The organism is Pseudomonas sp. RtIB026 (assembly GCF_016861355.2).
In the GTDB taxonomy this organism is placed as follows: Bacteria; Pseudomonadota; Gammaproteobacteria; order Pseudomonadales; family Pseudomonadaceae; genus Aquipseudomonas; species Aquipseudomonas peradeniyensis.
Genome location: NZ_AP023348.2, coordinates 2,044,298 through 2,064,363, shown reverse-complemented (window position 1 = coordinate 2,064,363; position 20,066 = coordinate 2,044,298). Strand labels below are relative to the sequence as shown.

Genomic DNA, 20,066 nt, shown 5'->3' with positions numbered 1-20,066 from the left:
CCCGTTATAAGGACGGCCAATGGCCCTTTGGCTTGGAGTGACGCATGAGCACCGATAAAGAAGAGCTGGTAATCGACGACGATTTCCAGAGTGCGGACGACGATGTGGAGCCGCAGGCCGAACCGGCCAAGACCAACCTGAGCAAACGCCGCACCATCGACAACATGCTCGAGGAACGACGCCTGCAGAAGCAACTGGCCGACTTCGACTACGACTTGTAGAACAGGCACGCAAAAGCCTCCCGAACGGAGGCTTTTTCAATGATGCTCAGGCCAGCCCATGACGCTGGGCAAGCTCGATCAGGTCCACCAGCGAGCGGGCATTCAGCTTGAGCAGCAGGCGCGTCTTGTAGGTACTGACCGTCTTGTTGCTGAGGAACATGCTGTCGGCGATCTCCTTGTTGCTCTTGCCCCGGGCAAGCTGCTGCAACACCATCATCTCCCGCCCGGAAAGCCGCTCGACCATCTCCATCTCCGTGGCGCCGCTCACGCCCGAGCGTCCCTTGTGCAGCGCCTGGTTGGGGAAGTAGCTGTAGCCGGACAGCACGGCCTTGATCGCGCTGAGCAGTTCGGTCAGCTCCTGCTGCTTGCACACATAACCCGCCGCCCCCGCCTGCATGCAGCGCATCGAGAAGTGCCCCGGAGCCTGAGAGGTCAGCACCAGCACCTTGGTCCCGGGACTTGCCAGGGTCATCCGGGCAATCACTTCAAGCCCATCCAGTTTGGGGATCCCGATATCCAGAATGACAATGTCCGGCAGATACTCCCGCGTCAGTTGCAAGGCATCCACACCATTGTCGCTCTCCGCCACTACCTCGTAGCCATGCCGTTCCATCAGCATGCGTACGGCCAGGCGAATGACCGGGTGATCATCCACGATCAGCACTTTATTCATGCGATTCCCATTGATACGTTATTTTTAGTTCGATAGACCACCACACCCGAGCATAACGATTATTTATGCAGCGGTTTCCCTGGCAAATTCACCGAAAGAAGTGGACTACTGTTAATAGAGATTCTTCCTACAAGCAGCTAATTAACAAAATGTAATAGATGCATGTTCGTCGCCCCCAAAAAGTAACAGTCGGCAGAATTGGATCCAAGTGCCGCCAGGTGACACTTCATGCAGGAAATTTCGACTGTACAGACTGGATAAAAAGCGCTGCCGTAGCCTGTGGCATCACCCGGCAGGGAAATGATCCACGCTTATCGCATTCGGAAAAACGAGCTACTGATGGGCAAAGCATGGCCAGGCACTCATCATGAATCGCGACCCTATCAGTCCGTTGACCCTTATCGCTGTATTTGCCGGTGTGATCGAGGCGTCCGCCCTGGCCTCGCTGCCGTTTCTCAGCGACGACAGCCAGATTGTCTACACCTGGTTTCTGGTGGGGTTTCCGTTCTTCCTTACCGTGCTGTTCTTCCTTACGCTCAACTTCAACAACGGCTCGCTGTTTGCCCCGGACAGACGCGCCACGGGGGCGGACAGGCCGCCTCGCCCACCTGCCGCACGGGACAAAGGGGCGATGATCATCGCCATCTCCGGCGCCGACAGTCGAAAGCTCATCGAAAACCATGTGCAGCGGATGATCGAGCGTCCCCACGGCCAACAGCGGCGCTGGATCCTGTACAACCTCGATACGCGAACCTGCATCCACCTGTCGGTATCGCCGATGCAGGAAGGCGAGGCCCCGCCTCCCCCTGAATCCCGGGCATGAAAAAACCCGGCCGAGGCCGGGTTTTTCGGGCACGCCAAAGGCTTACAGCAGCGAACGGCCCTTGTTGGCCGCGATGCGCATGCGCAGTGCGTTGAGCTTGATGAAGCCTGCGGCATCGGCCTGGTTGTAGGCGCCGCCGTCTTCCTCGAAGGTCGCGATATTGGCATCGAACAGCGAGTCGTCCGACTTGCGGCCAACGACCGTGACATTACCCTTGTACAGCTTCAGGCGCACGACGCCGTTCACGTTGACCTGGGAGGCGTCGATCATCTGCTGCAGCATCAGACGCTCCGGGCTCCACCAGTAGCCGGTGTAGATCAGGCTGGCGTACTTGGGCATCAGCTCATCCTTCAGGTGAGCGACTTCGCGGTCCAGGGTGATCGACTCGATGGCACGGTGGGCCTTGAGCATGATGGTGCCGCCCGGGGTCTCGTAGCAGCCGCGCGACTTCATGCCGACGTAGCGGTTCTCGACGATGTCCAGGCGACCGATGCCGTTGGCGCCGCCGATGCGGTTGAGGTCGGCCAGCACGGTGGCCGGGGTCTTCTCGACGCCGTCGATGGCGACGATGTCACCGTTGCGGTAGGTCAGCTCGAGGTAGGTAGCCTGGTCGGGGGCGTTCTCAGGCGAGACGCTCCATTTCCACATGTCTTCCTCGTGCTCGGTCCAGGTATCTTCCAGGACACCGCCTTCGTAGGAGATGTGCAGCAGGTTGGCGTCCATCGAGTACGGCGATTTCTTCTTGCCGTGGCGCTCGATCGGGATGCCGTGCTTCTCGGCGTAGTCCATCAGCTTCTCGCGGGACAACAGGTCCCACTCGCGCCATGGAGCGATGACCTTGACGCCTGGCTTGAGCGCATAGGCGCCCAGTTCGAAGCGCACCTGGTCGTTGCCCTTGCCGGTGGCACCGTGGGAAATGGCGTCGGCGCCGGTTTCGTTGGCGATCTCGATCAGGCGCTTGGCGATCAGCGGGCGGGCGATGGAAGTACCCAGCAGGTACTCGCCTTCGTAGACGGTGTTGGCGCGGAACATCGGGAAGACGAAATCACGCACGAACTCTTCGCGCAGGTCGTCGATGTAGATTTCTTTCACGCCCATCGCCTGGGCCTTGGCGCGGGCCGGCTCGACCTCCTCGCCCTGGCCGAGGTCAGCGGTGAAGGTCACCACTTCACAGTTGTAGGTGTCCTGCAGCCACTTGAGAATCACCGAAGTATCAAGGCCGCCGGAATACGCCAATACGACCTTTTTTACGTCCGCCATGCCATCACTCCACGGGGTTGTACGGAAAGCGGATGATTCTACCGGCGTTGCTGAAAAATTTACAATGGGGCGACAGCTTGTGACGACAAAGCGACAGGAATTGTCGAGAGCGCGACCCGCTGTCGCACTCAGGATTTCGCTGGAGTGGACGGCGTGGCAGCGGCTGCAGGCGTCGTTGGCGCAGGCGTGGCGGCGGGTGCCGGGGCCGACGGGGGCACCTGCGCTGCCGGTTTCTCCACCGGCTTCTCGACCGGCGTTACACGCTCGAGCTGGATGTTCACCCGACGGTTGCGCGCCCGGTTGGCGGTACTGTTGTTCTTGGCCAACGGATAGCGTTCGCCGTGGAAGCGTACGCTGATCTGCTCTTCCGGCACGCCATGGGCCTTGAGGTAGTCGGCCACCGCCAGGGCCCGTCGGCGGGAGGTGTCGCGGTTGGTCAGGCGATTGCCGCTGTTGTCGGAGTGGCCGTTGAGTTCGATGTGGTTGACCGTCGGATCGGCCTTCAGGTAGTCGAGCAGCACATCCAGACGGGCGCGCGCCGAGCTGTCCAGCTCGATCCCGCCGCCGGGGAAGCCGACCTGGGTCTGGCGGATCTGGTCGTAGTTCATCGGCAGCAGCTTGGCGGCGCACAGTTGGTAGTCGCTGTAGGCCTTGGCGAAGCTGACCGGCATCACATGCACTTCCATCGGCCGACCACCTTCGCCCCGGTAGTTGCGCACCACGGTGCTGCGACCATCGAGCAGACCGTTGATCAGGCGGCTGGCCTGCCCCTGGCTGGAGGTGAACAGCACGCCGGTACGGGCCATGTGCACCGCACCGAGGTTGATGTCGCCGCGCCCGGGCTGCCAGGGCGCGGCGGCGGCCAGCAGGGTGGCGGAGCCAGCGCCCAGGACATTGCTGTCCGAACGCAGCTGGAAGGTCGGCTGCTCGCCGGCACGGCGCACGAACTCACCGCTGCCGAAACCGTCGATCGGCTGGATCAGGCGACATTCGAACTGGTCACCCTCGACTTTCCAGGCGACGTTCTCCACGCGGGTCTGGAAGGTCATTGCTCCGGCCGGCAGGCTGGCAACGAGGGTGAACAGGGCTAGGTAACGCTGGCGCACGGGCGGCTCCACAAATTCCGACGACTTACCTGAACGCTATCGGTCGCCCGTCGGAAAACTTGATAGCCGTGCTCGAACAGGGGTTTTCCGGTAGCATTGGCTTCTGAGTTCGACCCGCCTGGAATCTCCAATGTCCGATCGCCTGACCCTCCTGCGCCCCGACGACTGGCACATCCATCTGCGCGATGGTGCCGTCCTGCCCCACACCGTCGGTGACGTGGCGCGCACCTTCGCCCGTGCCATCATCATGCCTAACCTGGTTCCGCCAGTGCGCAACGCCGTCGAGGCCGCCGCCTACCGTGAGCGCATCCTTGCCGCACGCCCCGCCGGCAGCCGCTTCGAGCCACTGATGGTGCTCTATCTCACCGACCGCACCAGCGCCGACGATGTGCGGGCCGCCAAGGCCAGCGGGATCGTGTACGCCGCCAAGCTCTACCCGGCCGGCGCCACCACCAACTCCGATTCGGGCGTGACCAGCATCGACAATATCTTCCCGGCGATCGAGGCCCTGGCCGAAACCGGCATGCCCTTGCTGGTGCACGGTGAAGTCACGCGCAGCGAGATCGACGTGTTCGACCGCGAGAAACGCTTCATCGACGAGCACATGCGCCGCCTGGTCGAACGCTTCCCGACCCTGAAGGTGGTGTTCGAACACATCACCACCAGCGACGCCGCGCAGTTCGTCAGCGAAGCGCCGGCCAACGTCGGTGCGACCATCACCGCCCAGCACCTGCTGTACAACCGCAACCACATGCTGGTTGGCGGTATCCGCCCGCACTTCTACTGCCTGCCGATCCTCAAGCGCAACACCCATCAGGTGGCGCTGCTGGATGCCGCCACCAGCGGCAACCCGAAGTTCTTCCTCGGCACCGACTCGGCGCCCCACGCCAAGCATGCCAAGGAAGCCGCCTGCGGCTGCGCCGGCTGCTACACCGCTTATGCCGCCATCGAGATGTACGCCGAGGCGTTCGAACAGCGCAACGCCCTGGACAAGCTCGAAGGCTTCGCCAGCAAGCACGGCCCGGACTTCTACGGCCTGGCGCGCAACACCGACACCATCACCCTGGTGCGTGAGGAATGGACCGCGCCGGACAGCCTGCCGTTCGGCGACAACACCGTGATCCCCTTGCGCGCCGGTGAGAAGTTGCGCTGGCGCCTGCTGGAGGACAACGCGTGAGCGAAGATCTGTACGAAGACGACCAGGACAGCCAGGTCAGCAGCGGCTCGCGCCACCCGATGGCCGAGCGTTTCCGTGGCTACCTGCCCGTGGTGGTGGATGTCGAGACCGGCGGTTTCAACAGCGCCACCGACGCGCTGCTGGAGATCGCCGCCGTCACCATCGGCATGGACGAGAAGGGCTTCCTGTTCCCCGAGCACACCTACTTCCACCGGGTCGAACCGTTCGAAGGGGCCAATATCGAAGCGGCCGCGCTGGAGTTCACCGGTATCAAGCTGGACCACCCGCTGCGCATGGCGGTGAGCGAGGAAAGCGCGCTGACCGATATCTTCCGCGGCGTGCGCAAGGCGCTGAAGGCCAATGGCTGCAAGCGGGCGATCCTGGTCGGGCATAACAGCAGCTTCGACCTGGGCTTCCTCAATGCCGCGGTGGCGCGCAACGACATCAAGCGCAACCCGTTCCATCCGTTCTCCAGCTTCGATACCGCCACCCTCGCCGGCCTCGCCTACGGCCAGACCGTGCTGGCCCGGGCCTGCCAGAGCGCGGACATCGACTTCGACGGGCGTGAGGCGCATTCGGCGCGCTACGACACCGAGAAGACCGCCGAGTTGTTCTGCGGCATCGTCAATCGCTGGAAAGAGATGGGCGGCTGGCGCGATTTCAACGATTAAGCCGACCGTTCCCTGTAGGAGCGGCCTTGAACTGGCCTAATGATTTTGGACACCTTCATCGGGCGCTATGATGGCGCCCAATTGGAGGCAAAATCAGTGCGTAAATCTTATTCAAGAGAATACAAAGTCCAAGCTGCCGAAATGGTGCTGGACGGTGGGCAGTCAGTTCCTGAGGTCTGTGCCGCCCTTGGGCTGGGCCCTACCGCGCTTCGCCGCTGGGTTGATCAGGTGCGTGAAGAGAGAGCCGGTAAGGTTCCGGCTGGAGCCAAAGCGATCACACCCGAGCAGCAACGAATTGAAGAACTCGAAGCGCTGGTTCGGCAAAAGGATCGGGATATCGAAATCCTAAAAAAGGCCAGTGCTCTCCTGCTTCGGGACTCCAAAGATCGTTCTCGCTGATCAACGAGCTGAGTGAGCAATACCCTGTTGTCGACTGCTGCCGCGTGCTTGGGGTTAAGCGCAGCAGTTTCTATGCGTGGCGCAAACGGCAAGGACGTGAAAACCCGGCAAGAGATGCGCTACGCCTGCTGGTAATCAAGCACTTCAACGCATCGCGAAGTGCTTCTGGCTCGCGAACCCTGGCGCAGGAATTGCGGCACGAAGGCCATGAAATAGGACGATACAAGGTGCGTGCGCTAATGCGTGAAGCTGGCCTGAAGTGCAAACAGCGCAGGCCGCACCGCTATCGGTCATCAGGGGCAGAAGCGTTGATCGCCGAGAATCAGCTGAAGCGCAATTTCAAGGTTTCGGCGATCAATGAGGTTTGGTGTGGCGATGTGACCTATATCCAGGTTGGCAGGCGCTGGCTGTACCTAGCCGCCGTGATTGACCTCTATGCCCGTCGCGTAGTGGGTTGGGCATTCTCGATGATTGCAGATGCCAACTTAGCTTGTAACGCCCTGCGCATGGCCGCTGAATCGCGGGGTAGGCCGGCGGGCGTAATGTTTCATTCAGACCAGGGCTGTCAGTACACCAGCCATAAATTCAGAGCCGCGCTCGATGAGTACAACTTGAACCAGAGCATGAGCCATCGAGGCCAATGCTGGGATAACGCTGCCATGGAGCGATTCTTCGGAGCATTGAAATCAGAATGGGTGCCGGCAGAGGGTTACGAGACCGAAGCGCAGGCACGAGTGGATATCCAGGCTTATCTGATGCGCTACAACCTCAAGCGCCTCCACAGCTACAACGGCTATGAAACGCCAGTAGCCATGGAGGAAAAGCTCAAGGCAGCGGCATGAACCTTAACCGGTGTCCAAAATTACTTGACCAGTTCACCTTGCGCCGCGAAAGGGCTGCGCAGCAGCCCCAGGATCTCAGTGCCGAGGCGGATATCGCGGGACCGCTGCGCGGCCCTTTCGCGGCACAAGGCCGCTCCTACAGGGCGCCGAACGCACTAACCGCGGGCATAAAAAAACCGGCCACCAGGGCCGGTTTTTTTATGCGCATGGCAATTACAGCTTGCCAGCGTTCTCGCTCAGGTAAGCAGCAACGCCTTCCGGCGAAGCGTTCATGCCCTTGTCGCCTTTCTTCCAGTTGGCCGGGCAGACTTCGCCGTGCTCTTCGTGGAACTGCAGGGCGTCGACCAGGCGCAGCAGCTCGTCCATGTTACGGCCCAGTGGCAGGTCGTTGACGATCTGCGAACGAACGACACCGTTGGTGTCGATCAGGAAGGCGCCACGGAAGGCCACGCCGCCTTCGGACTCGACGTCGTAGGCCTTGCAGATTTCGTGGGTCATGTCGGCTGCCAGGGTGTACTTGACCTGACCGATACCGCCGTTGTTGACCGGGGTGTTGCGCCAGGCGTTGTGGGTGAAGTGCGAGTCGATCGACACGCCGATCACTTCCACGTTGCGCGCCTGGAAGTCAGGGATGCGGTTGTCCAGGGCGATCAGCTCGGACGGGCAGACGAAGGTGAAGTCCAGCGGGTAGAAGAATACCAGGCCGTACTTGCCCTTGATGGCCGAGGCCAGGTTGAAGCTGTCGACGATCTCGCCGTTGCCCAGCACGGCTGGAACGGTGAAGTCCGGGGCTTGTTTGCCAACGAGTACGCTCATTCGATCTCTCCTGATGAGGGGTGAAAAACCTTGCCCGGGCGGAACACCTTCCCCCGGATCCAGCAAAGGCCGACCATCATACACAGCTTTGCGTGACAGGCCGAATCTCGACCGCCGGTCGCTCTGGCGCGCACCTTACACAAAGTGTTTTGACAAGCATTCTCATTACCATTACTCTCCAACGCATCGACTCAACCCGCGACGGTCAGCCTTTATGTATGTGTGTCTCTGTGTCGGTGTCACCGATGGACAGATCCGCGATGCGATCTACGAAGGATGCTGCAGCTACAAGGAAGTGCGAGCTGCCACCAATGTGGCCAGCCAGTGCGGCAAGTGCGCCTGCCTCGCCAAGCAGGTGGTGCGCGAAACCCTCACCGAGCTGCAACTGAGCCAGCAGGCCGCCCTGCCCTACCCCGCTGAATTCAACGCGGCGTAATTACCCCGAATTCGAAGAACCGGACCCAGAGTCCGGTTTTTTTATGCCTGCAATTCAATAAGTTAGCGCCCGAACGCAGTTCACAAACATTCTTATTCCGATTAATTTTCACTTATTATTCAATAACTTAGGTTTGACATAGATAGTTGAGGGGCTCAGACTTGTTTTCATTGGCTCAACATCTACAGGGCAGACCCCATCATGAAAGGCGACGTAAGCGTCATCCAGCATCTCAACAAGATCCTCGGAAACGAGCTGGTCGCAATCAACCAGTACTTCCTGCACGCGCGCATGTATGAAGATTGGGGCCTGAACAGGATCGGCAAGCTCGAGTACAAAGAGTCCATCCAGGCGATGAAGGACGCTGACAAGCTGATCAAGCGCATCCTCTTCCTCGAAGGCATCCCCAACGTCCAGGACCTGGGCAAGCTGATGATCGGCGAGCACACCAAGGAGATGCTCGACTGCGACCTGAAGCTTGAGAAAAAGGCCCATGCCGACCTCAAGGCCGCCATTGCCCACTGCGAAACCGCTGGCGACTTCGGCTCGCGCGACGTGCTCGAAGACATCCTCGAAGACCAGGAAGAGCACATCGATTGGCTGGAAACCCAGCTGGGCCTGATCGACAAGGTCACTCTCGAGAACTACCTGCAGTCGCAGATGGGCGAAGAATAAGTTTTACGTCGGTCAGACAAAGCATCTCCAGCAGGTGATCGCGTAACACTGTAGGAGCGGCCTTGTGCCGCGAAAGGGCCGCATAGCGGCCCCGGCAATATCAGCTTGGTGCGCAGATCTGGGGGCGCTTCGCACCCCTTTCGCGGCACAAGGCCGCTCCCACAGGGGGACAGTTCCCTGCGCAACAGCGCAGCCCCCAAAGGGCTGGGCGATCTCCTAAAAGGACGAGACCTCGATTTTTCTGCGACACAGCCCAACAAAAAGCCCCGCTGATGCGGGGCTTTTTGCGTGCAGGCGAGTAGACCTGAATCAGGCCTCGGAAGCCTTGGCCTTGGCGGCCGCGTCCTTGATCAGGGTCTGCAGTTCACCCTTCTCGAACATTTCCAGCATGATGTCGCTGCCGCCGACCAGCTCACCAGCCACCCACAGTTGCGGGAAAGTCGGCCAGTTGGCGTACTTGGGCAGGTTGGCGCGAATTTCCGGGTTCTGCAGGATGTCGACGTAGGCGAACTTCTCGCCGCAACCCATCACGGCCTGCGAAGCCTTGGCCGAGAAGCCACACTGTGGGGCATTCGGCGAACCTTTCATGTAAAGCAGAATGGTGTTGTTGGCAATCTGCTCTTTGATTGTATCGATGATATCCATGAAGCACCTCGGCTGAACTTTCCGACAGGGTCGTCGGCACGGTGACGCATTGTATCGGAAAGCCGAGCAGCGTGCTCGGCCTTGCCGTGCTTCATGCGGCCTCGACCTGTACCGGCACTCCATTGAGGGCGGCATTGCCGGAAACGCCATCGCGCAGGTGTTCGTCAGTCAGGTCATTGGCACTCGCCCCCGGCTGCACAGCGGCCACCTGCAAGCGCGCGCCCTGGCGCCCATGGCCGTAGCCATGGGGCAGGCTGACCACGCCCGGCATCATCTCCTCGCTGGCCTGTACCGCCACCTCGATCACCCCTGTGCGCGAGCGCACCCGCACCATCTGGCCGTCCTGCAACTGGCGCCGGCTCAAGTCGTCCGGGTGCATCAGCAACTGGTGGCGCGGCTTGCCTTTGACCAGGCGGTGGTAGTTGTGCATCCACGAGTTGTTGCTGCGCACATGGCGACGGCCGATGAGCAACAGCTGGTCATCCGTGGGCGCGGACACACTGGCAAGGCGCCGCAGGTCTTCGAGCAGCACCGCCGGTGCCGCCTCGACCTGCCCGCTCGCCGTGCGCAGGCGCGTTGCCAGGTTGGCACATAGCGGCCCGAGGTCGAGACCATGGGGATACGCGTCTAGCGCCTCCAGCGAGAGCTTCCAGGGCGTCCCGTCGCCATAAGGCCCCTTGCGCAGGGCGAAGTCGATCATCTGTGCCGGCGGCAAGGTGGCCTTGAGCTCGACCTGCGCGCGCTCGGCAAAGGCCTTGGCCAGGCCCACGAAGATCTCCCAGTCGTGCAGCGCGCCATCGGGCTTGGGCAGGATTGCCCGGTTGAAGCGGGTGACGTTGCGCACCGCCAGCAGGTTGAAGGTGGAATCGTAGTGATCGTTCTCCAGCGCCGAGGTCGACGGCAGGATCAGGTCGGCATGGCGCGTGGTCTCGTTGATGTACAGATCGATGCTGAGCATGAAGTCGAGGCCGGCCAGGGCGTCGTCCAGGCGTCGCCCGTTAGGCGTGGACAGCACCGGGTTGCCTGCCACGGTCACCAGCGCCCGCACCTGCCCTTCGCCTGGTTCGAGGATCTCTTCGGCCAGGGCCGAGACCGGCAGCTCGCCGCCATACTCGGGCAAGCCCGAGACCCGGCTGCGCCATTGATCGAAATGCCCGCCGGAGGTGCTGGCGACCAGGTCGACCGCAGGCGCCGTGCACAGGGCGCCACCCTCGCGGTCGAGATTACCGGTGACCAGGTTGATCAACTGCACCAGCCAGTGGCACAGCGAACCGAAGGCCTGGGTCGATACGCCCATCCGGCCATAGCACACCGCCTTGTCGGCGGCGGCGAAATCCCGCGCCAGCTGGCGGATCGCCTCGGCCGGAATACCGCACAACGCGCTCATGGCGGACGCATCGAATGGCAGGATGGCTTCGCGCACCTGCTCCAGGCCCGCAACCGGCAGATGCGAGCCCCGGGCCAGGTTCTCGCTGAACAGCGTATGCAGCAAGCCACACAGCAGCGCCGCGTCGCCACCGGGGCGAATGAACAGGTGCTGGTCGGCCAGCGCAGCCGTCTCGCTGCGTCGCGGATCCACCACCACCAGTTGCCCGCCCCTGGCCTTGAGTGCCTTGAGGCGCTTTTCCACATCCGGGACGGTCATGATGCTGCCATTGGAGGCCAATGGATTGCCGCCGAGGATGAGCATGAACTGCGTATGGTCGATGTCCGGAATTGGCAGCAGCAGGCCATGGCCGTACATCAGGTGGCTGGTCAGGTGCTGCGGCAACTGGTCCACCGAGGTCGCCGAGAAGCGATTGCGGGTCTTGAGCAAGCCAAGGAAATAGTTGCTATGGGTCATCAGCCCATAGTTGTGCACGCTGGGGTTGCCCTGGTACACGGCGACCGCGTTGCGCCCGTGGGCCTGCTGGATCGCCCACAGCCGCTCGGCGGCCAGGGCGAAGGCTTCGTCCCAACTGATTGGCAGCCACTGGTCACCGATGCGCCGGTGGGGCTGGCGCAGGCGGTCGGGGTCCTCCTGGATGTCCTGCAGGGCGACCGCCTTGGGGCAGACATGGCCGCGGCTGAACGGATCCTGCGGGTCGCCCTTGATCGAGCTGATCCGCGCCGGGCCATCGGCTTCGTGGGTGACTTCGATGTTCAGGCCGCAGATGGCCTCGCACAGGTGACAGGCTCGGTGATGCAGGGTCTTGGTCATGGCCGCCTCTGCCTTGTTATTGTCGAGGTTCGACTATGCGCCTGCCGACCGAGGCTCGCCAGCGAGGTTCGCGGCGTGAATCGGACGACATCAGGCGGGCGATTCGCGACAACGGGTTTGCCAAATACGCTCCGAGCCGTGTACAACCGCTGTAGCAAATAAAAAACAGCTAGCCGGCAAGGGCTTACGACACCCTTTGACACAGTGGCGCTGTTTCCCCTCTTGGTTTTAGGCGACATTTAATTATAGTATTGCGCCTTTCCCTATTCCGTCCGCCCCGTGCGGCTTACGCCGCAGGTCACCCCCGTTGTCAACAAAACCCATACGGTCGACCTGCAGAACGTTGCAGATAAGGTAGTCAATCATGAGCGCAAGGCACTTTCTCTCCCTGATGGATTTCACCGCTGACGAATTGCTCGGTGTGATCCGTCGAGGCATCGAGCTGAAGGACCTGCGCAAACGAGGCGTGCTGTTCGAGCCGCTGAAGAACCGCGTGCTGGGCATGATCTTCGAGAAGTCCTCGACCCGCACCCGGGTGTCCTTCGAAGCCGGCATGATCCAGCTCGGCGGCCAGGCCATCTTCCTGTCGCCGCGCGACACCCAGCTGGGCCGCGGCGAGCCGATCGCCGACAGCGCCATCGTGCTCTCGAGCATGGTCGACGCGGTGATGATCCGCACCCACGCCCACAGCACCCTGACCGAGTTCGCCGCCAACTCGAAGGTGCCGGTCATCAACGGCCTGTCCGACGAGTCGCACCCCTGCCAACTGCTGGCCGACATGCAGACCTTCTTCGAGCACCGTGGCGCGATCCAGGGCAAGACCGTGGCCTGGGTCGGCGACGGCTTCAACATGTGCAACTCCTATATCGAAGCTGCCGTGCAGTTCGATTTCCAACTGCGCATCACTTGCCCTGAAGGCTACGAGCCTGATCAGCGCTTCCTGGCGCTGGGCGGTGACCGTGTACAGATCATCCGTGATCCGAAGGAAGCCGTGCGCGGCGCTCATCTGGTGACCACGGATGTCTGGACTTCCATGGGCCAGGAAGAGGAAACTGCACGGCGCCTGGCGCATTTCGCGCCTTACCAGGTCACCCGCGAACTGCTCGACCTGGCGGCACCCGATGCCCTGTTCATGCATTGCCTGCCCGCCCACCGTGGCGAGGAAATCAGCCAGGACCTGCTCGACGACCCCCGTTCGGTCGCCTGGGACGAAGCTGAAAACCGCTTGCATGCGCAGAAGGCCCTTCTGGAATTCCTTGTAGAACCGGCTTACCACCACGCATGAGTCAACAGCTACTGCTCAACCTGCGCAACCTCGCCTGCGGCTATGGCGAACAGCGCATCGTCCAGAACCTCAACCTGCACCTGAACGCAGGCGACATCGGTTGCCTGCTGGGGTCCTCCGGTTGCGGCAAGACCACCACGCTGCGCGCCATCGCCGGCTTCGAGCCGGTGCACGACGGCGAGATCCAGCTGGCCGGCGAAGTCATTTCCCGCGCCGGGTTCACCCTGGCCCCGGAAAAGCGCCGGATCGGCATGGTGTTCCAGGACTACGCCCTGTTCCCCCACCTCACCGTGGCACAGAACATCGCCTTCGGCATCGGCAAGCACCCGCGCCAGGCGGCGGTGGTCGACGAGATGCTCGAGCTGGTCAAGCTCGGCGGCCTGGGCGGGCGCTACCCGCACGAGCTGTCCGGCGGCCAGCAGCAGCGCGTGGCCCTGGCCCGGGCGCTGGCGCCCGAGCCGCAGCTGCTGCTGCTTGACGAGCCGTTCTCCAACCTCGACGTGGAACTGCGTCGGCGCCTGAGCCATGAGGTCCGCGACATTCTCAAGGGCCGTGGCACCAGCGCCATCCTGGTCACCCACGACCAGGAAGAAGCCTTTGCCGTCAGCGACCATGTCGGCGTGTTCAAGGAGGGTCGCCTGGAACAGTGGGACACCCCCTACAACCTCTACCACGAGCCGCAGACCCCGTTTGTCGCAAGCTTCATCGGCCAGGGCTACTTCATTCGCGGCCAGATGAGCAGCCACGAGTCGGTAACCACCGAACTCGGCGAGCTGCGCGGCAACCGTGCCTACACCATGGCTCCTGGCAGCTCGGTGGATGTGCTGCTGCGTCCGGATGACATCGTGCATGCCCCCGACAGCCCGTTGCGGGCGCGGGTCATCGGCAAGAGCTTCCTCGGCGCCTCGACCCTGTATCGCCTGCAACTGCCCACCGGCAGCCAGCTCGAGGCGATCTTCCCCAGCCACAACGACCATCAGGTCGGCCAGGACGTCGGTATCGCGGTAGCGGCGGACCACCTGGTGCTGTTCGCGGTACCCGGCAGCGTCGCCGCGCAGCTGGCCAGTCATGAGCAGGGCGTACGGCGCGTGAGTTCCACGCATTGATGCAGGCGGCCTGACATCACTCTGTAGGAGCGGGCTTGTCCCGCGATTGCGCCAGATCTGGCTACAACTGTGCCGGATCGAACGCAATCACGGGACAAGCCCGCTCCTACAGGGACACATGCCCATGCAGATTCACAACATCAGCGTACCGCTGGCCACCCGCCGAGCCATCCCGCCGATCTTCACCCGCTCCCCTTCCAGACGACAGAACAGCTCACCGCCCCTGGTCGAGCACTGGAAGGCCTGCAGCTCGGACTTGCCCAACCGCGCCGCCCAGTAAGGGATCAGCGAGCAATGGGTGGAACCGGTGACCGGGTCCTCCGGGATGCCGATGCCCGGAGCGAAATAGCGCGACACGAAATCATGCCGCTCGCCTGGAGCCGTCACGATCACCCCCAAGCCCGGCAGGCGAGCCAGCGCCGCCATGTCCGGCGCGCAATCGCGTACCGCCTGCTCCGAGTCGAGCACCACGAACAGCTCGCGGGTCTGGTAGACCTCGCGCACCTCGCATCCCAGCGCTTCGGCCACCGCCACAGGCTCGGTCAGCGGCTGCGGGTCGATGCGCGGGAAGTCCAACCACAGGCGGCCATGCTCACGGCTGACGCTGAGCAGGCCCGAACGGCTCTGGAAATCCAGGCGCGGCGCTTGCTCACCGTAGACGTCGAACAGGACATGGGCGCTGGCCAGGGTGGCGTGACCGCACAGGGGGACTTCGGTGCTCGGGGTGAACCAGCGGATCCGATAGCCATCACCTTCGGCCACCACGAAGGCGGTTTCGGCGAGGTTGTGTTCGGCGGCCACCTGCTGCATCAGGCCATCGTCGAGCCACTGTTCCAGGTGGTAGACCATGGCCGGGTTGCCAGCGAACGGGCGGTCGCTGAAGGCGTCCACCTGATGAAAATGCAACTGCATGCCACGACTCCTGTATCTGACGGGAAAGGTTCCGAGCATGCGGCATGCCGCCAGGGCCCGACAGTGACAGAGTCGTGGAATTTCAATCAGTACAGATGATCAGCCGCGACCGATCTCGGCGAACTGTCCCTGGGTATGGGTGGCCAGCACCACGGCGGCCAGTTCCACTTCGAGACCACGGCGACCAGCGCTCACATGAATCGTTTCATGTTGTTGCGCGGATTGATCGATAAAGGTGCGCAGGCGCTTCTTCTGCCCCAGCGGGCTGATCCCCCCGACCAGGTAACCCGTGGCGCGCTGGGCCGCCTGCGGATCGGCCATCTCGCATTTTTTTACCCCCGCCGCATGGGCCAGTGCCTTCAGGTCGAGGGTGCCGACCACCGGTACCACCGCTACCAGCAGCTCGCCCTTTTCGCTGCTGGCAAGCAGGGTCTTGAACACTCGCAGCGGGTCAAGGCCCAGCTTTTCCGCCGCCTCCAGGCCATACGAGGCGGTTTTCGGATCATGTTCGTAACTGTGCACGCGGTGCTCGGCGCGCGCCTTCTTCAAAAGGTCCAGGGCGGGGGTCATCAACGGCTCCAGTCGATCACAAGTCGCCCGGTACTTTAGGGCAATTCCACCGGTGCAGCCAGCGCAGGTCCCAGGCTAGAGCAGCGGCCATGGATTCACGACCCGGTGCGTCAGTCAGATTGTGGCCAAGCGTTCATTTTCGACCTTTGACATCAGCGTTTCTTGTCTATATTTTTTCGTTTATGAATACATGGTGCACCTATAAGGTGCACTTCCTGTACCCGCCCGGCGTCAATGGGGATCGACTCCGGGCTTTTTTGCTGTCGAGCGCCCAGCGCCTCACAACAACAAGAACCGAGGTCACACATGACAACTGCTCTACGCGAACCCACGTTATCCGCCCAATGCCTGGCCGAGTTTCTCGGCACCGCCCTGCTTATCTTCTTCGGCACCGGTTGTGTCGCCGCGCTCAAGGTCGCCGGCGCCAGCTTCGGCCTGTGGGAGATCAGCATCATCTGGGGGGTCGGCGTGAGCATGGCGATCTACCTGACCGCCGGCGTCTCCGGCGCGCACCTGAACCCGGCGGTCAGCATCGCCCTGGCCGTGTTCGCCGGTTTCGACAAGCGCAAGCTGCCGTTCTACATGCTGGCCCAGGTGTGCGGCGCGTTCTGCGGCGCCGCCCTGGTGTACTTCCTGTACAGCAACCTGTTCTTCGATTTCGAACAAAGCCACGCCATGGTGCGTGGCAGCCAGGCCAGCCTGGAGCTGGCCTCGGTGTTCTCCACCTATCCGCACCCGGCGCTGTCCACCGGCCAGGCCTTCCTGGTCGAGGTGATCATCACCGCCATCCTGATGGCCGTGATCATGGCCCTGACCGACGACAACAACGGTCTGCCACGCGGTGCCACCGCCCCCCTGCTGATCGGCCTGCTGATCGCCGTGATCGGCAGCGCCATGGGCCCGCTGACCGGCTTCGCGATGAACCCGGCGCGGGATTTCGGGCCTAAACTGATGACCTTCCTGGCCGGCTGGGGCGAAGTCGCCTTCACTGGCGGGCGCGATATTCCGTATTTCCTGGTGCCGGTGTTTGCGCCGATCCTCGGTGCCAGCCTGGGCGCGGCCCTGTACCGCGGGCTGATCGCCCGCAACTTGCCAGCCATCCAGGCCGCGGCCCAACAAACAGACGATAATCCTCAGGGCGACACCCAGGTTTCCTGATGCCCGCGCCGGGCCCGGACCGCAAGGCCGGCGCCCGCCACGCCCTGACCTACTCCCATATTCGTGCAAGGCCACCGACATGACCGATACCCTGGACAAGAACTACATCATCGCCCTGGACCAGGGCACCACCAGTTCGCGCGCCATCATCTTCGATCGCGACGCCAACGTGGTGGGCACCTCGCAGCGTGAATTCGCCCAGCACTACCCGCAGGCGGGCTGGGTCGAGCATGACCCGATGGAAATCTTCGCCACCCAGAGCGCGACCATGGTCGAGGCCCTGGCCCAGGCCGGCATCAGCCACGCCCAGGTCGCCGCCATCGGCATCACCAACCAGCGCGAGACCACCGTGGTCTGGGACAAGGAAACCGGGCGTCCGGTGTACAACGCCATCGTCTGGCAGTGCCGCCGCAGCACCGATATCTGCGCCCAGCTCAAGCGCGACGGCCACGAGCAGTACATCCGCGAGGCCACCGGCCTGGTCACCGACCCGTACTTCTCTGGCACCAAGCTCAAGTGGATCCTCGACAATGTCGAAGGCGCCCGCGAACGCGCCGAGCGTGGCGAACTGCTGTTCGGCACCATCGATACCTGGCTGATCTGGAAGTTCTCCGGCGGCAAGGTGCATGTCACCGACTACACCAACGCCTCGCGCACGCTGATGTTCAACATCCACAGCCTGCAATGGGACGACAAGCTCCTCGATATCCTTGGCATTCCGCGCCAGATGCTGCCTGAGGTACGCCCATCGTCCGAAGTCTATGGCAAGACCAAGAGCGGTATCGACATCGCCGGTATCGCCGGCGACCAGCAATCGGCGCTGTTCGGCCAGATGTGCGTGGAGCCCGGCCAGGCCAAGAACACCTACGGCACCGGCTGCTTCCTGCTGATGAACACCGGCGACAAGGCGGTCCAGTCGTCCCACGGCCTGCTCACCACCATCGCCTGCGGCCCCCGCGGCGAGGTGGCCTACGCCCTCGAAGGCGCGGTGTTCAACGGCGGCTCCACCGTGCAGTGGCTGCGCGATGAACTGAAGATCGTCAACGACGCCTACGACACCGAATACTTCGCCAGCAAGGTCAAGGACAGCAACGGCGTCTACCTGGTGCCGGCCTTCACCGGCCTGGGCGCGCCCTACTGGGATCCGTATGCCCGTGGCGCGCTGTTCGGCCTGACCCGTGGCGTCAAGGTCGACCACATCATCCGCGCCGCCCTGGAGTCGATCGCCTACCAGACCCGCGACGTGCTCGACGCCATGCAGCAGGACTGCGGCCAGCGCCTGAGCGAACTGCGGGTGGATGGTGGCGCGGTGGCCAACAACTTCCTCATGCAGTTCCAGGCCGACATTCTTGGCACCTGCGTCGAGCGTCCGAAGATGCGCGAGACCACGGCCCTGGGCGCGGCCTACCTGGCAGGCCTTGCCTGCGGTTTCTGGAGCGGCCTGGACGAGCTGCGCGACAAGGCGATCATCGAGCGCGAGTTCAGCCCGCAGCTGGATGAAGCGGCGAAAGAGAAGCTGTACAAGGGCTGGCGCAAGGCTGTCGATCGCACCCGCGACTGGGAAGATCACGACGCCTGATCCCTGAAGCATCGCGGGGCAAGCCCGCTCCCACAAGTGGTTGTGCGTGGGAGCGGGCTTGCCCCGCGATGGCTATTTACGCGATAACCAGACTGGTCCTACACCACGACCTACGGCATCATTGCAGAATTTGTCCGGCAGCCCCAAAGGACCGCCCATGAATCTGCCCCCACGCCAACAACAAATCCTCGAGCTGGTCCGCGAACGCGGCTACGTGAGCATCGAGGAGATGGCGCAGCTGTTCGTCGTCACCCCGCAGACCATCCGCCGCGATATCAACCAGCTCGCCGAGGGCAACCTGCTGCGCCGTTATCACGGTGGCGCGGCCTACGACTCGAGCATCGAGAACACCGCCTACGCCATGCGCGCCGACCAGATGCGCGACGAGAAGCAGCGCATCGCCGAAGCCGTGGCCCGACAGATTCCCGACCATGCCTCGCTGTTCATCAATATCGGCACCACCACCGAATCCATTGCCCGCGCTCTGCTCAACCATAACCACCTGAAGGTCATCACCAACAACCTGCACGTAGCGGCGATCCTGGCGGCCAAGGACGATTTCGAGGTGCTGGTGGCCGGCGGCACGGTGCGTCGCGACGGCGGCGTGGTCGGCCAGGCGAGCGTCGACTTCATCAACCAGTTCAAGGTCGACTTCGCCGTGGTCGGCATCAGCGGCATCGATGAGGACGGCAGCCTGCTGGACTTCGACTACCAGGAAGTGCGGGTATCCCAGGCGATCATCGCCAACGCCCGCCAGGTGCTGCTGGCGGCGGACTCGAGCAAGTTCGGCCGCAATGCCATGGTCCGCCTCGGTTCGATCAGCCTGATCGACTGCCTGGTGACCGACCAGGCGCCCACTCCTGCCCTGACCCAGTTGCTCAACCAGTACAAGATTCGTCTTGAGGTGGTTTGAGGCAGAGGGCGTGGGAGGCCAAAGGGCGCAGGCCTCACCCCTTGTATTGCCTGTGAGATCGAGCGCCGCCCGCGCGGCGCATCGCGGGACAAGCCCGCTCCCACATCTGTTTCGGGCCAGTCTGTCCTGTGACGTTATAGCTGTTCGCCTTGGTGCACATCTTGAGACAGGTGGAGCGGCAGTGGTGCCCACGCTGAAACCGCGTCGTACAAACTAGGCATACAGCCGCGGCGGCGCAGACATAACTGGCCCGAAACAGATGTGGGAGCAACTGTCTTGCTCAATTTTTAGAATGGCGCGATCCCTGTGGGAGCGGGTTTACCCGCGAAGCAGGCGACGCGGTGCCTGGCACCGGCTATGCCGGTGTTCGCGGCTGAAGCCGCTCCCACAGCGACCGTGCGGCCCTCAAGCCACGCGCTACGCCTGTGGGCTTGTCCCGCGATGCGCCGCCCGGGCGGCGCTCGATCTCGACACCCCTGAAAATCTCCAACCGTTCACCCCACCTTTTTCACAAATGTTCATTTCCCTGTCATCCGATCAGTTTTTTCTATAAAGACTGACTGGCAGCCGCCTGTTCATTGCGCTAGTATTTTCGAAAA

Annotated in this window: 21 protein-coding genes; 13 read left to right on the top strand and 8 right to left on the bottom strand. The window is 62.6% G+C overall.

Translation table 11 applies throughout. The features are described 5' to 3' along the window. The first annotated feature begins 44 nt into the window (after positions 1-44). Positions 45-221: a PA3496 family putative envelope integrity protein gene (locus tag PRtIB026_RS09305; protein ID WP_203647754.1), complete on the top strand. Its 177-nt coding sequence runs from the start codon at positions 45-47 to the stop codon at positions 219-221. Positions 222-267: 46 nt separating this feature from the next. On the opposite strand, the gene PRtIB026_RS09300 is transcribed toward PRtIB026_RS09305, so the two are convergent. Beyond that, positions 268-894 carry a response regulator transcription factor gene (locus PRtIB026_RS09300; RefSeq protein ID WP_028690074.1) on the bottom strand — a complete coding sequence of 209 codons (627 nt, stop codon included), beginning with the start codon at positions 892-894 and terminating at the stop codon, positions 268-270. A gap of 367 nt (positions 895-1,261) precedes the next feature. Between PRtIB026_RS09300 and PRtIB026_RS09295 the strand changes: the two genes are divergently transcribed. After that, positions 1,262-1,717, top strand: coding sequence for a hypothetical protein (locus tag PRtIB026_RS09295; RefSeq protein WP_232855801.1), 456 nt, complete (start codon positions 1,262-1,264; stop codon positions 1,715-1,717). Between the two features lie 42 nt (positions 1,718-1,759). Here PRtIB026_RS09295 and PRtIB026_RS09290 read toward each other — a convergent pair whose 3' ends face one another. Beyond that, positions 1,760-2,977 carry an argininosuccinate synthase gene (locus tag PRtIB026_RS09290; RefSeq protein ID WP_110738802.1) on the bottom strand — a complete coding sequence of 406 codons (1,218 nt, stop codon included), beginning with the start codon at positions 2,975-2,977 and terminating at the stop codon, positions 1,760-1,762. Positions 2,978-3,105: 128 nt separating this feature from the next. Beyond that, positions 3,106-4,083 (bottom strand): flagellar protein MotY, encoded by a 978-nt coding sequence (locus PRtIB026_RS09285; RefSeq protein ID WP_203647755.1) that lies wholly within the window; start codon positions 4,081-4,083, stop codon positions 3,106-3,108. Between the two features lie 130 nt (positions 4,084-4,213). On the opposite strand from PRtIB026_RS09285, the gene pyrC reads away from it, so the two are divergent. The 4 genes from pyrC to PRtIB026_RS09265 are packed head-to-tail and all read left to right on the top strand — an operon-like array spanning position 4,214 to position 7,172. Further along, complete coding sequence (pyrC, locus tag PRtIB026_RS09280; protein ID WP_203647756.1) at positions 4,214-5,260, top strand: dihydroorotase; 1,047 nt, start codon at positions 4,214-4,216, stop codon at positions 5,258-5,260. A gap of 59 nt (positions 5,261-5,319) precedes the next feature. Beyond that, complete coding sequence (gene rnt / locus PRtIB026_RS09275) at positions 5,320-5,931, top strand: ribonuclease T (protein WP_225933324.1); 612 nt, start codon at positions 5,320-5,322, stop codon at positions 5,929-5,931. Between the two features lie 39 nt (positions 5,932-5,970). Further along, the gene (locus tag PRtIB026_RS09270) at positions 5,971-6,330 is read left to right on the top strand and encodes a transposase (RefSeq protein WP_075043813.1); all 360 of its coding nucleotides are present in this window, start codon (positions 5,971-5,973) and stop codon (positions 6,328-6,330) included. Next, the gene (locus tag PRtIB026_RS09265) at positions 6,327-7,172 is read left to right on the top strand and encodes an IS3 family transposase (RefSeq protein WP_324256565.1); all 846 of its coding nucleotides are present in this window, start codon (positions 6,327-6,329) and stop codon (positions 7,170-7,172) included. Before PRtIB026_RS09270 ends, PRtIB026_RS09265 begins: the two co-directional genes overlap by 4 nt. Before the next feature lie 213 nt (positions 7,173-7,385). On the opposite strand, the gene PRtIB026_RS09260 is transcribed toward PRtIB026_RS09265, so the two are convergent. Beyond that, positions 7,386-7,988 (bottom strand): peroxiredoxin, encoded by a 603-nt coding sequence (locus PRtIB026_RS09260; RefSeq protein WP_023629028.1) that lies wholly within the window; start codon positions 7,986-7,988, stop codon positions 7,386-7,388. Positions 7,989-8,202: 214 nt separating this feature from the next. Between PRtIB026_RS09260 and PRtIB026_RS09255 the strand changes: the two genes are divergently transcribed. Both PRtIB026_RS09255 and bfr read left to right on the top strand, forming a co-directional pair. Next, positions 8,203-8,424 carry a bacterioferritin-associated ferredoxin gene (locus tag PRtIB026_RS09255; RefSeq protein WP_203647757.1) on the top strand — a complete coding sequence of 74 codons (222 nt, stop codon included), beginning with the start codon at positions 8,203-8,205 and terminating at the stop codon, positions 8,422-8,424. 201 nt (positions 8,425-8,625) lie between these two features. After that, positions 8,626-9,099 (top strand): bacterioferritin, encoded by a 474-nt coding sequence (gene bfr / locus PRtIB026_RS09250; RefSeq protein ID WP_203647758.1) that lies wholly within the window; start codon positions 8,626-8,628, stop codon positions 9,097-9,099. Positions 9,100-9,408: 309 nt separating this feature from the next. Here bfr and grxD read toward each other — a convergent pair whose 3' ends face one another. After that, positions 9,409-9,744: a Grx4 family monothiol glutaredoxin gene (gene grxD / locus PRtIB026_RS09245; protein WP_103449407.1), complete on the bottom strand. Its 336-nt coding sequence runs from the start codon at positions 9,742-9,744 to the stop codon at positions 9,409-9,411. A 91-nt stretch (positions 9,745-9,835) separates the two neighbouring features. After that, entirely contained in the window at positions 9,836-11,944 is a 2,109-nt protein-coding gene (locus tag PRtIB026_RS09240; protein WP_203647759.1) for a molybdopterin oxidoreductase family protein, read from the bottom strand. Positions 11,945-12,308: 364 nt separating this feature from the next. Between PRtIB026_RS09240 and argF the strand changes: the two genes are divergently transcribed. Together argF and PRtIB026_RS09230 are read left to right on the top strand one after the other, a co-directional pair. Continuing rightward, complete coding sequence (gene argF, locus PRtIB026_RS09235; RefSeq protein ID WP_050704023.1) at positions 12,309-13,229, top strand: ornithine carbamoyltransferase; 921 nt, start codon at positions 12,309-12,311, stop codon at positions 13,227-13,229. After that, positions 13,226-14,335, top strand: coding sequence for an ABC transporter ATP-binding protein (locus PRtIB026_RS09230; RefSeq protein WP_267813769.1), 1,110 nt, complete (start codon positions 13,226-13,228; stop codon positions 14,333-14,335). The genes argF and PRtIB026_RS09230 overlap by 4 nt, the downstream gene beginning before the upstream one ends. Positions 14,336-14,467: 132 nt before the next feature. On the opposite strand, the gene PRtIB026_RS09225 is transcribed toward PRtIB026_RS09230, so the two are convergent. Further along, the gene (locus PRtIB026_RS09225) at positions 14,468-15,247 is read right to left on the bottom strand and encodes a PhzF family phenazine biosynthesis protein (protein ID WP_203647760.1); all 780 of its coding nucleotides are present in this window, start codon (positions 15,245-15,247) and stop codon (positions 14,468-14,470) included. 99 nt (positions 15,248-15,346) lie between these two features. Further along, positions 15,347-15,817 (bottom strand): Cys-tRNA(Pro) deacylase, encoded by a 471-nt coding sequence (gene ybaK / locus PRtIB026_RS09220; protein WP_050704020.1) that lies wholly within the window; start codon positions 15,815-15,817, stop codon positions 15,347-15,349. Between the two features lie 306 nt (positions 15,818-16,123). Between ybaK and PRtIB026_RS09215 the strand changes: the two genes are divergently transcribed. The 3 genes from PRtIB026_RS09215 to glpR all read left to right on the top strand — a co-directional run bounded on the left by PRtIB026_RS09215 (position 16,124) and on the right by glpR (position 19,467). Continuing rightward, entirely contained in the window at positions 16,124-16,975 is an 852-nt protein-coding gene (locus PRtIB026_RS09215; RefSeq protein WP_203647761.1) for an MIP/aquaporin family protein, read from the top strand. Between the two features lie 79 nt (positions 16,976-17,054). Continuing rightward, complete coding sequence (gene glpK / locus PRtIB026_RS09210; RefSeq protein ID WP_203647762.1) at positions 17,055-18,554, top strand: glycerol kinase GlpK; 1,500 nt, start codon at positions 17,055-17,057, stop codon at positions 18,552-18,554. A gap of 157 nt (positions 18,555-18,711) precedes the next feature. Then, positions 18,712-19,467, top strand: a complete 756-nt coding sequence (gene glpR / locus PRtIB026_RS09205; protein WP_203647763.1) for a DeoR/GlpR family transcriptional regulator — start codon at positions 18,712-18,714, stop codon at positions 19,465-19,467. The last annotated feature ends 599 nt before the right edge of the window (positions 19,468-20,066 follow it).

Bases quoted from the DNA above. Each gene is read 5' to 3' on its own strand.
- grxD (WP_103449407.1), bottom strand. From the start codon at position 9,744: ATGGATATCATCGATACAATCAAAGAGCAGATTGCCAACAACACCATT.
- glpR (WP_203647763.1), top strand. From the start codon at position 18,712: ATGAATCTGCCCCCACGCCAACAACAAATCCTCGAGCTGGTCCGCGAA.
- PRtIB026_RS09295 (WP_232855801.1), top strand. From the start codon at position 1,262: ATGAATCGCGACCCTATCAGTCCGTTGACCCTTATCGCTGTATTTGCC.
- rnt (WP_225933324.1), top strand. From the start codon at position 5,320: ATGGCCGAGCGTTTCCGTGGCTACCTGCCCGTGGTGGTGGATGTCGAG.
- PRtIB026_RS09215 (WP_203647761.1), top strand. From the start codon at position 16,124: ATGACAACTGCTCTACGCGAACCCACGTTATCCGCCCAATGCCTGGCC.
- argF (WP_050704023.1), top strand. From the start codon at position 12,309: ATGAGCGCAAGGCACTTTCTCTCCCTGATGGATTTCACCGCTGACGAA.
- bfr (WP_203647758.1), top strand. From the start codon at position 8,626: ATGAAAGGCGACGTAAGCGTCATCCAGCATCTCAACAAGATCCTCGGA.
- PRtIB026_RS09240 (WP_203647759.1), bottom strand. From the start codon at position 11,944: ATGACCAAGACCCTGCATCACCGAGCCTGTCACCTGTGCGAGGCCATC.
- PRtIB026_RS09290 (WP_110738802.1), bottom strand. From the start codon at position 2,977: ATGGCGGACGTAAAAAAGGTCGTATTGGCGTATTCCGGCGGCCTTGAT.
- ybaK (WP_050704020.1), bottom strand. From the start codon at position 15,817: ATGACCCCCGCCCTGGACCTTTTGAAGAAGGCGCGCGCCGAGCACCGC.
- PRtIB026_RS09230 (WP_267813769.1), top strand. From the start codon at position 13,226: ATGAGTCAACAGCTACTGCTCAACCTGCGCAACCTCGCCTGCGGCTAT.
- PRtIB026_RS09305 (WP_203647754.1), top strand. From the start codon at position 45: ATGAGCACCGATAAAGAAGAGCTGGTAATCGACGACGATTTCCAGAGT.
- PRtIB026_RS09300 (WP_028690074.1), bottom strand. From the start codon at position 894: ATGAATAAAGTGCTGATCGTGGATGATCACCCGGTCATTCGCCTGGCC.
- PRtIB026_RS09255 (WP_203647757.1), top strand. From the start codon at position 8,203: ATGTATGTGTGTCTCTGTGTCGGTGTCACCGATGGACAGATCCGCGAT.
- glpK (WP_203647762.1), top strand. From the start codon at position 17,055: ATGACCGATACCCTGGACAAGAACTACATCATCGCCCTGGACCAGGGC.
- PRtIB026_RS09225 (WP_203647760.1), bottom strand. From the start codon at position 15,247: ATGCAGTTGCATTTTCATCAGGTGGACGCCTTCAGCGACCGCCCGTTC.
- pyrC (WP_203647756.1), top strand. From the start codon at position 4,214: ATGTCCGATCGCCTGACCCTCCTGCGCCCCGACGACTGGCACATCCAT.
- PRtIB026_RS09270 (WP_075043813.1), top strand. From the start codon at position 5,971: ATGATTTTGGACACCTTCATCGGGCGCTATGATGGCGCCCAATTGGAG.
- PRtIB026_RS09260 (WP_023629028.1), bottom strand. From the start codon at position 7,988: ATGAGCGTACTCGTTGGCAAACAAGCCCCGGACTTCACCGTTCCAGCC.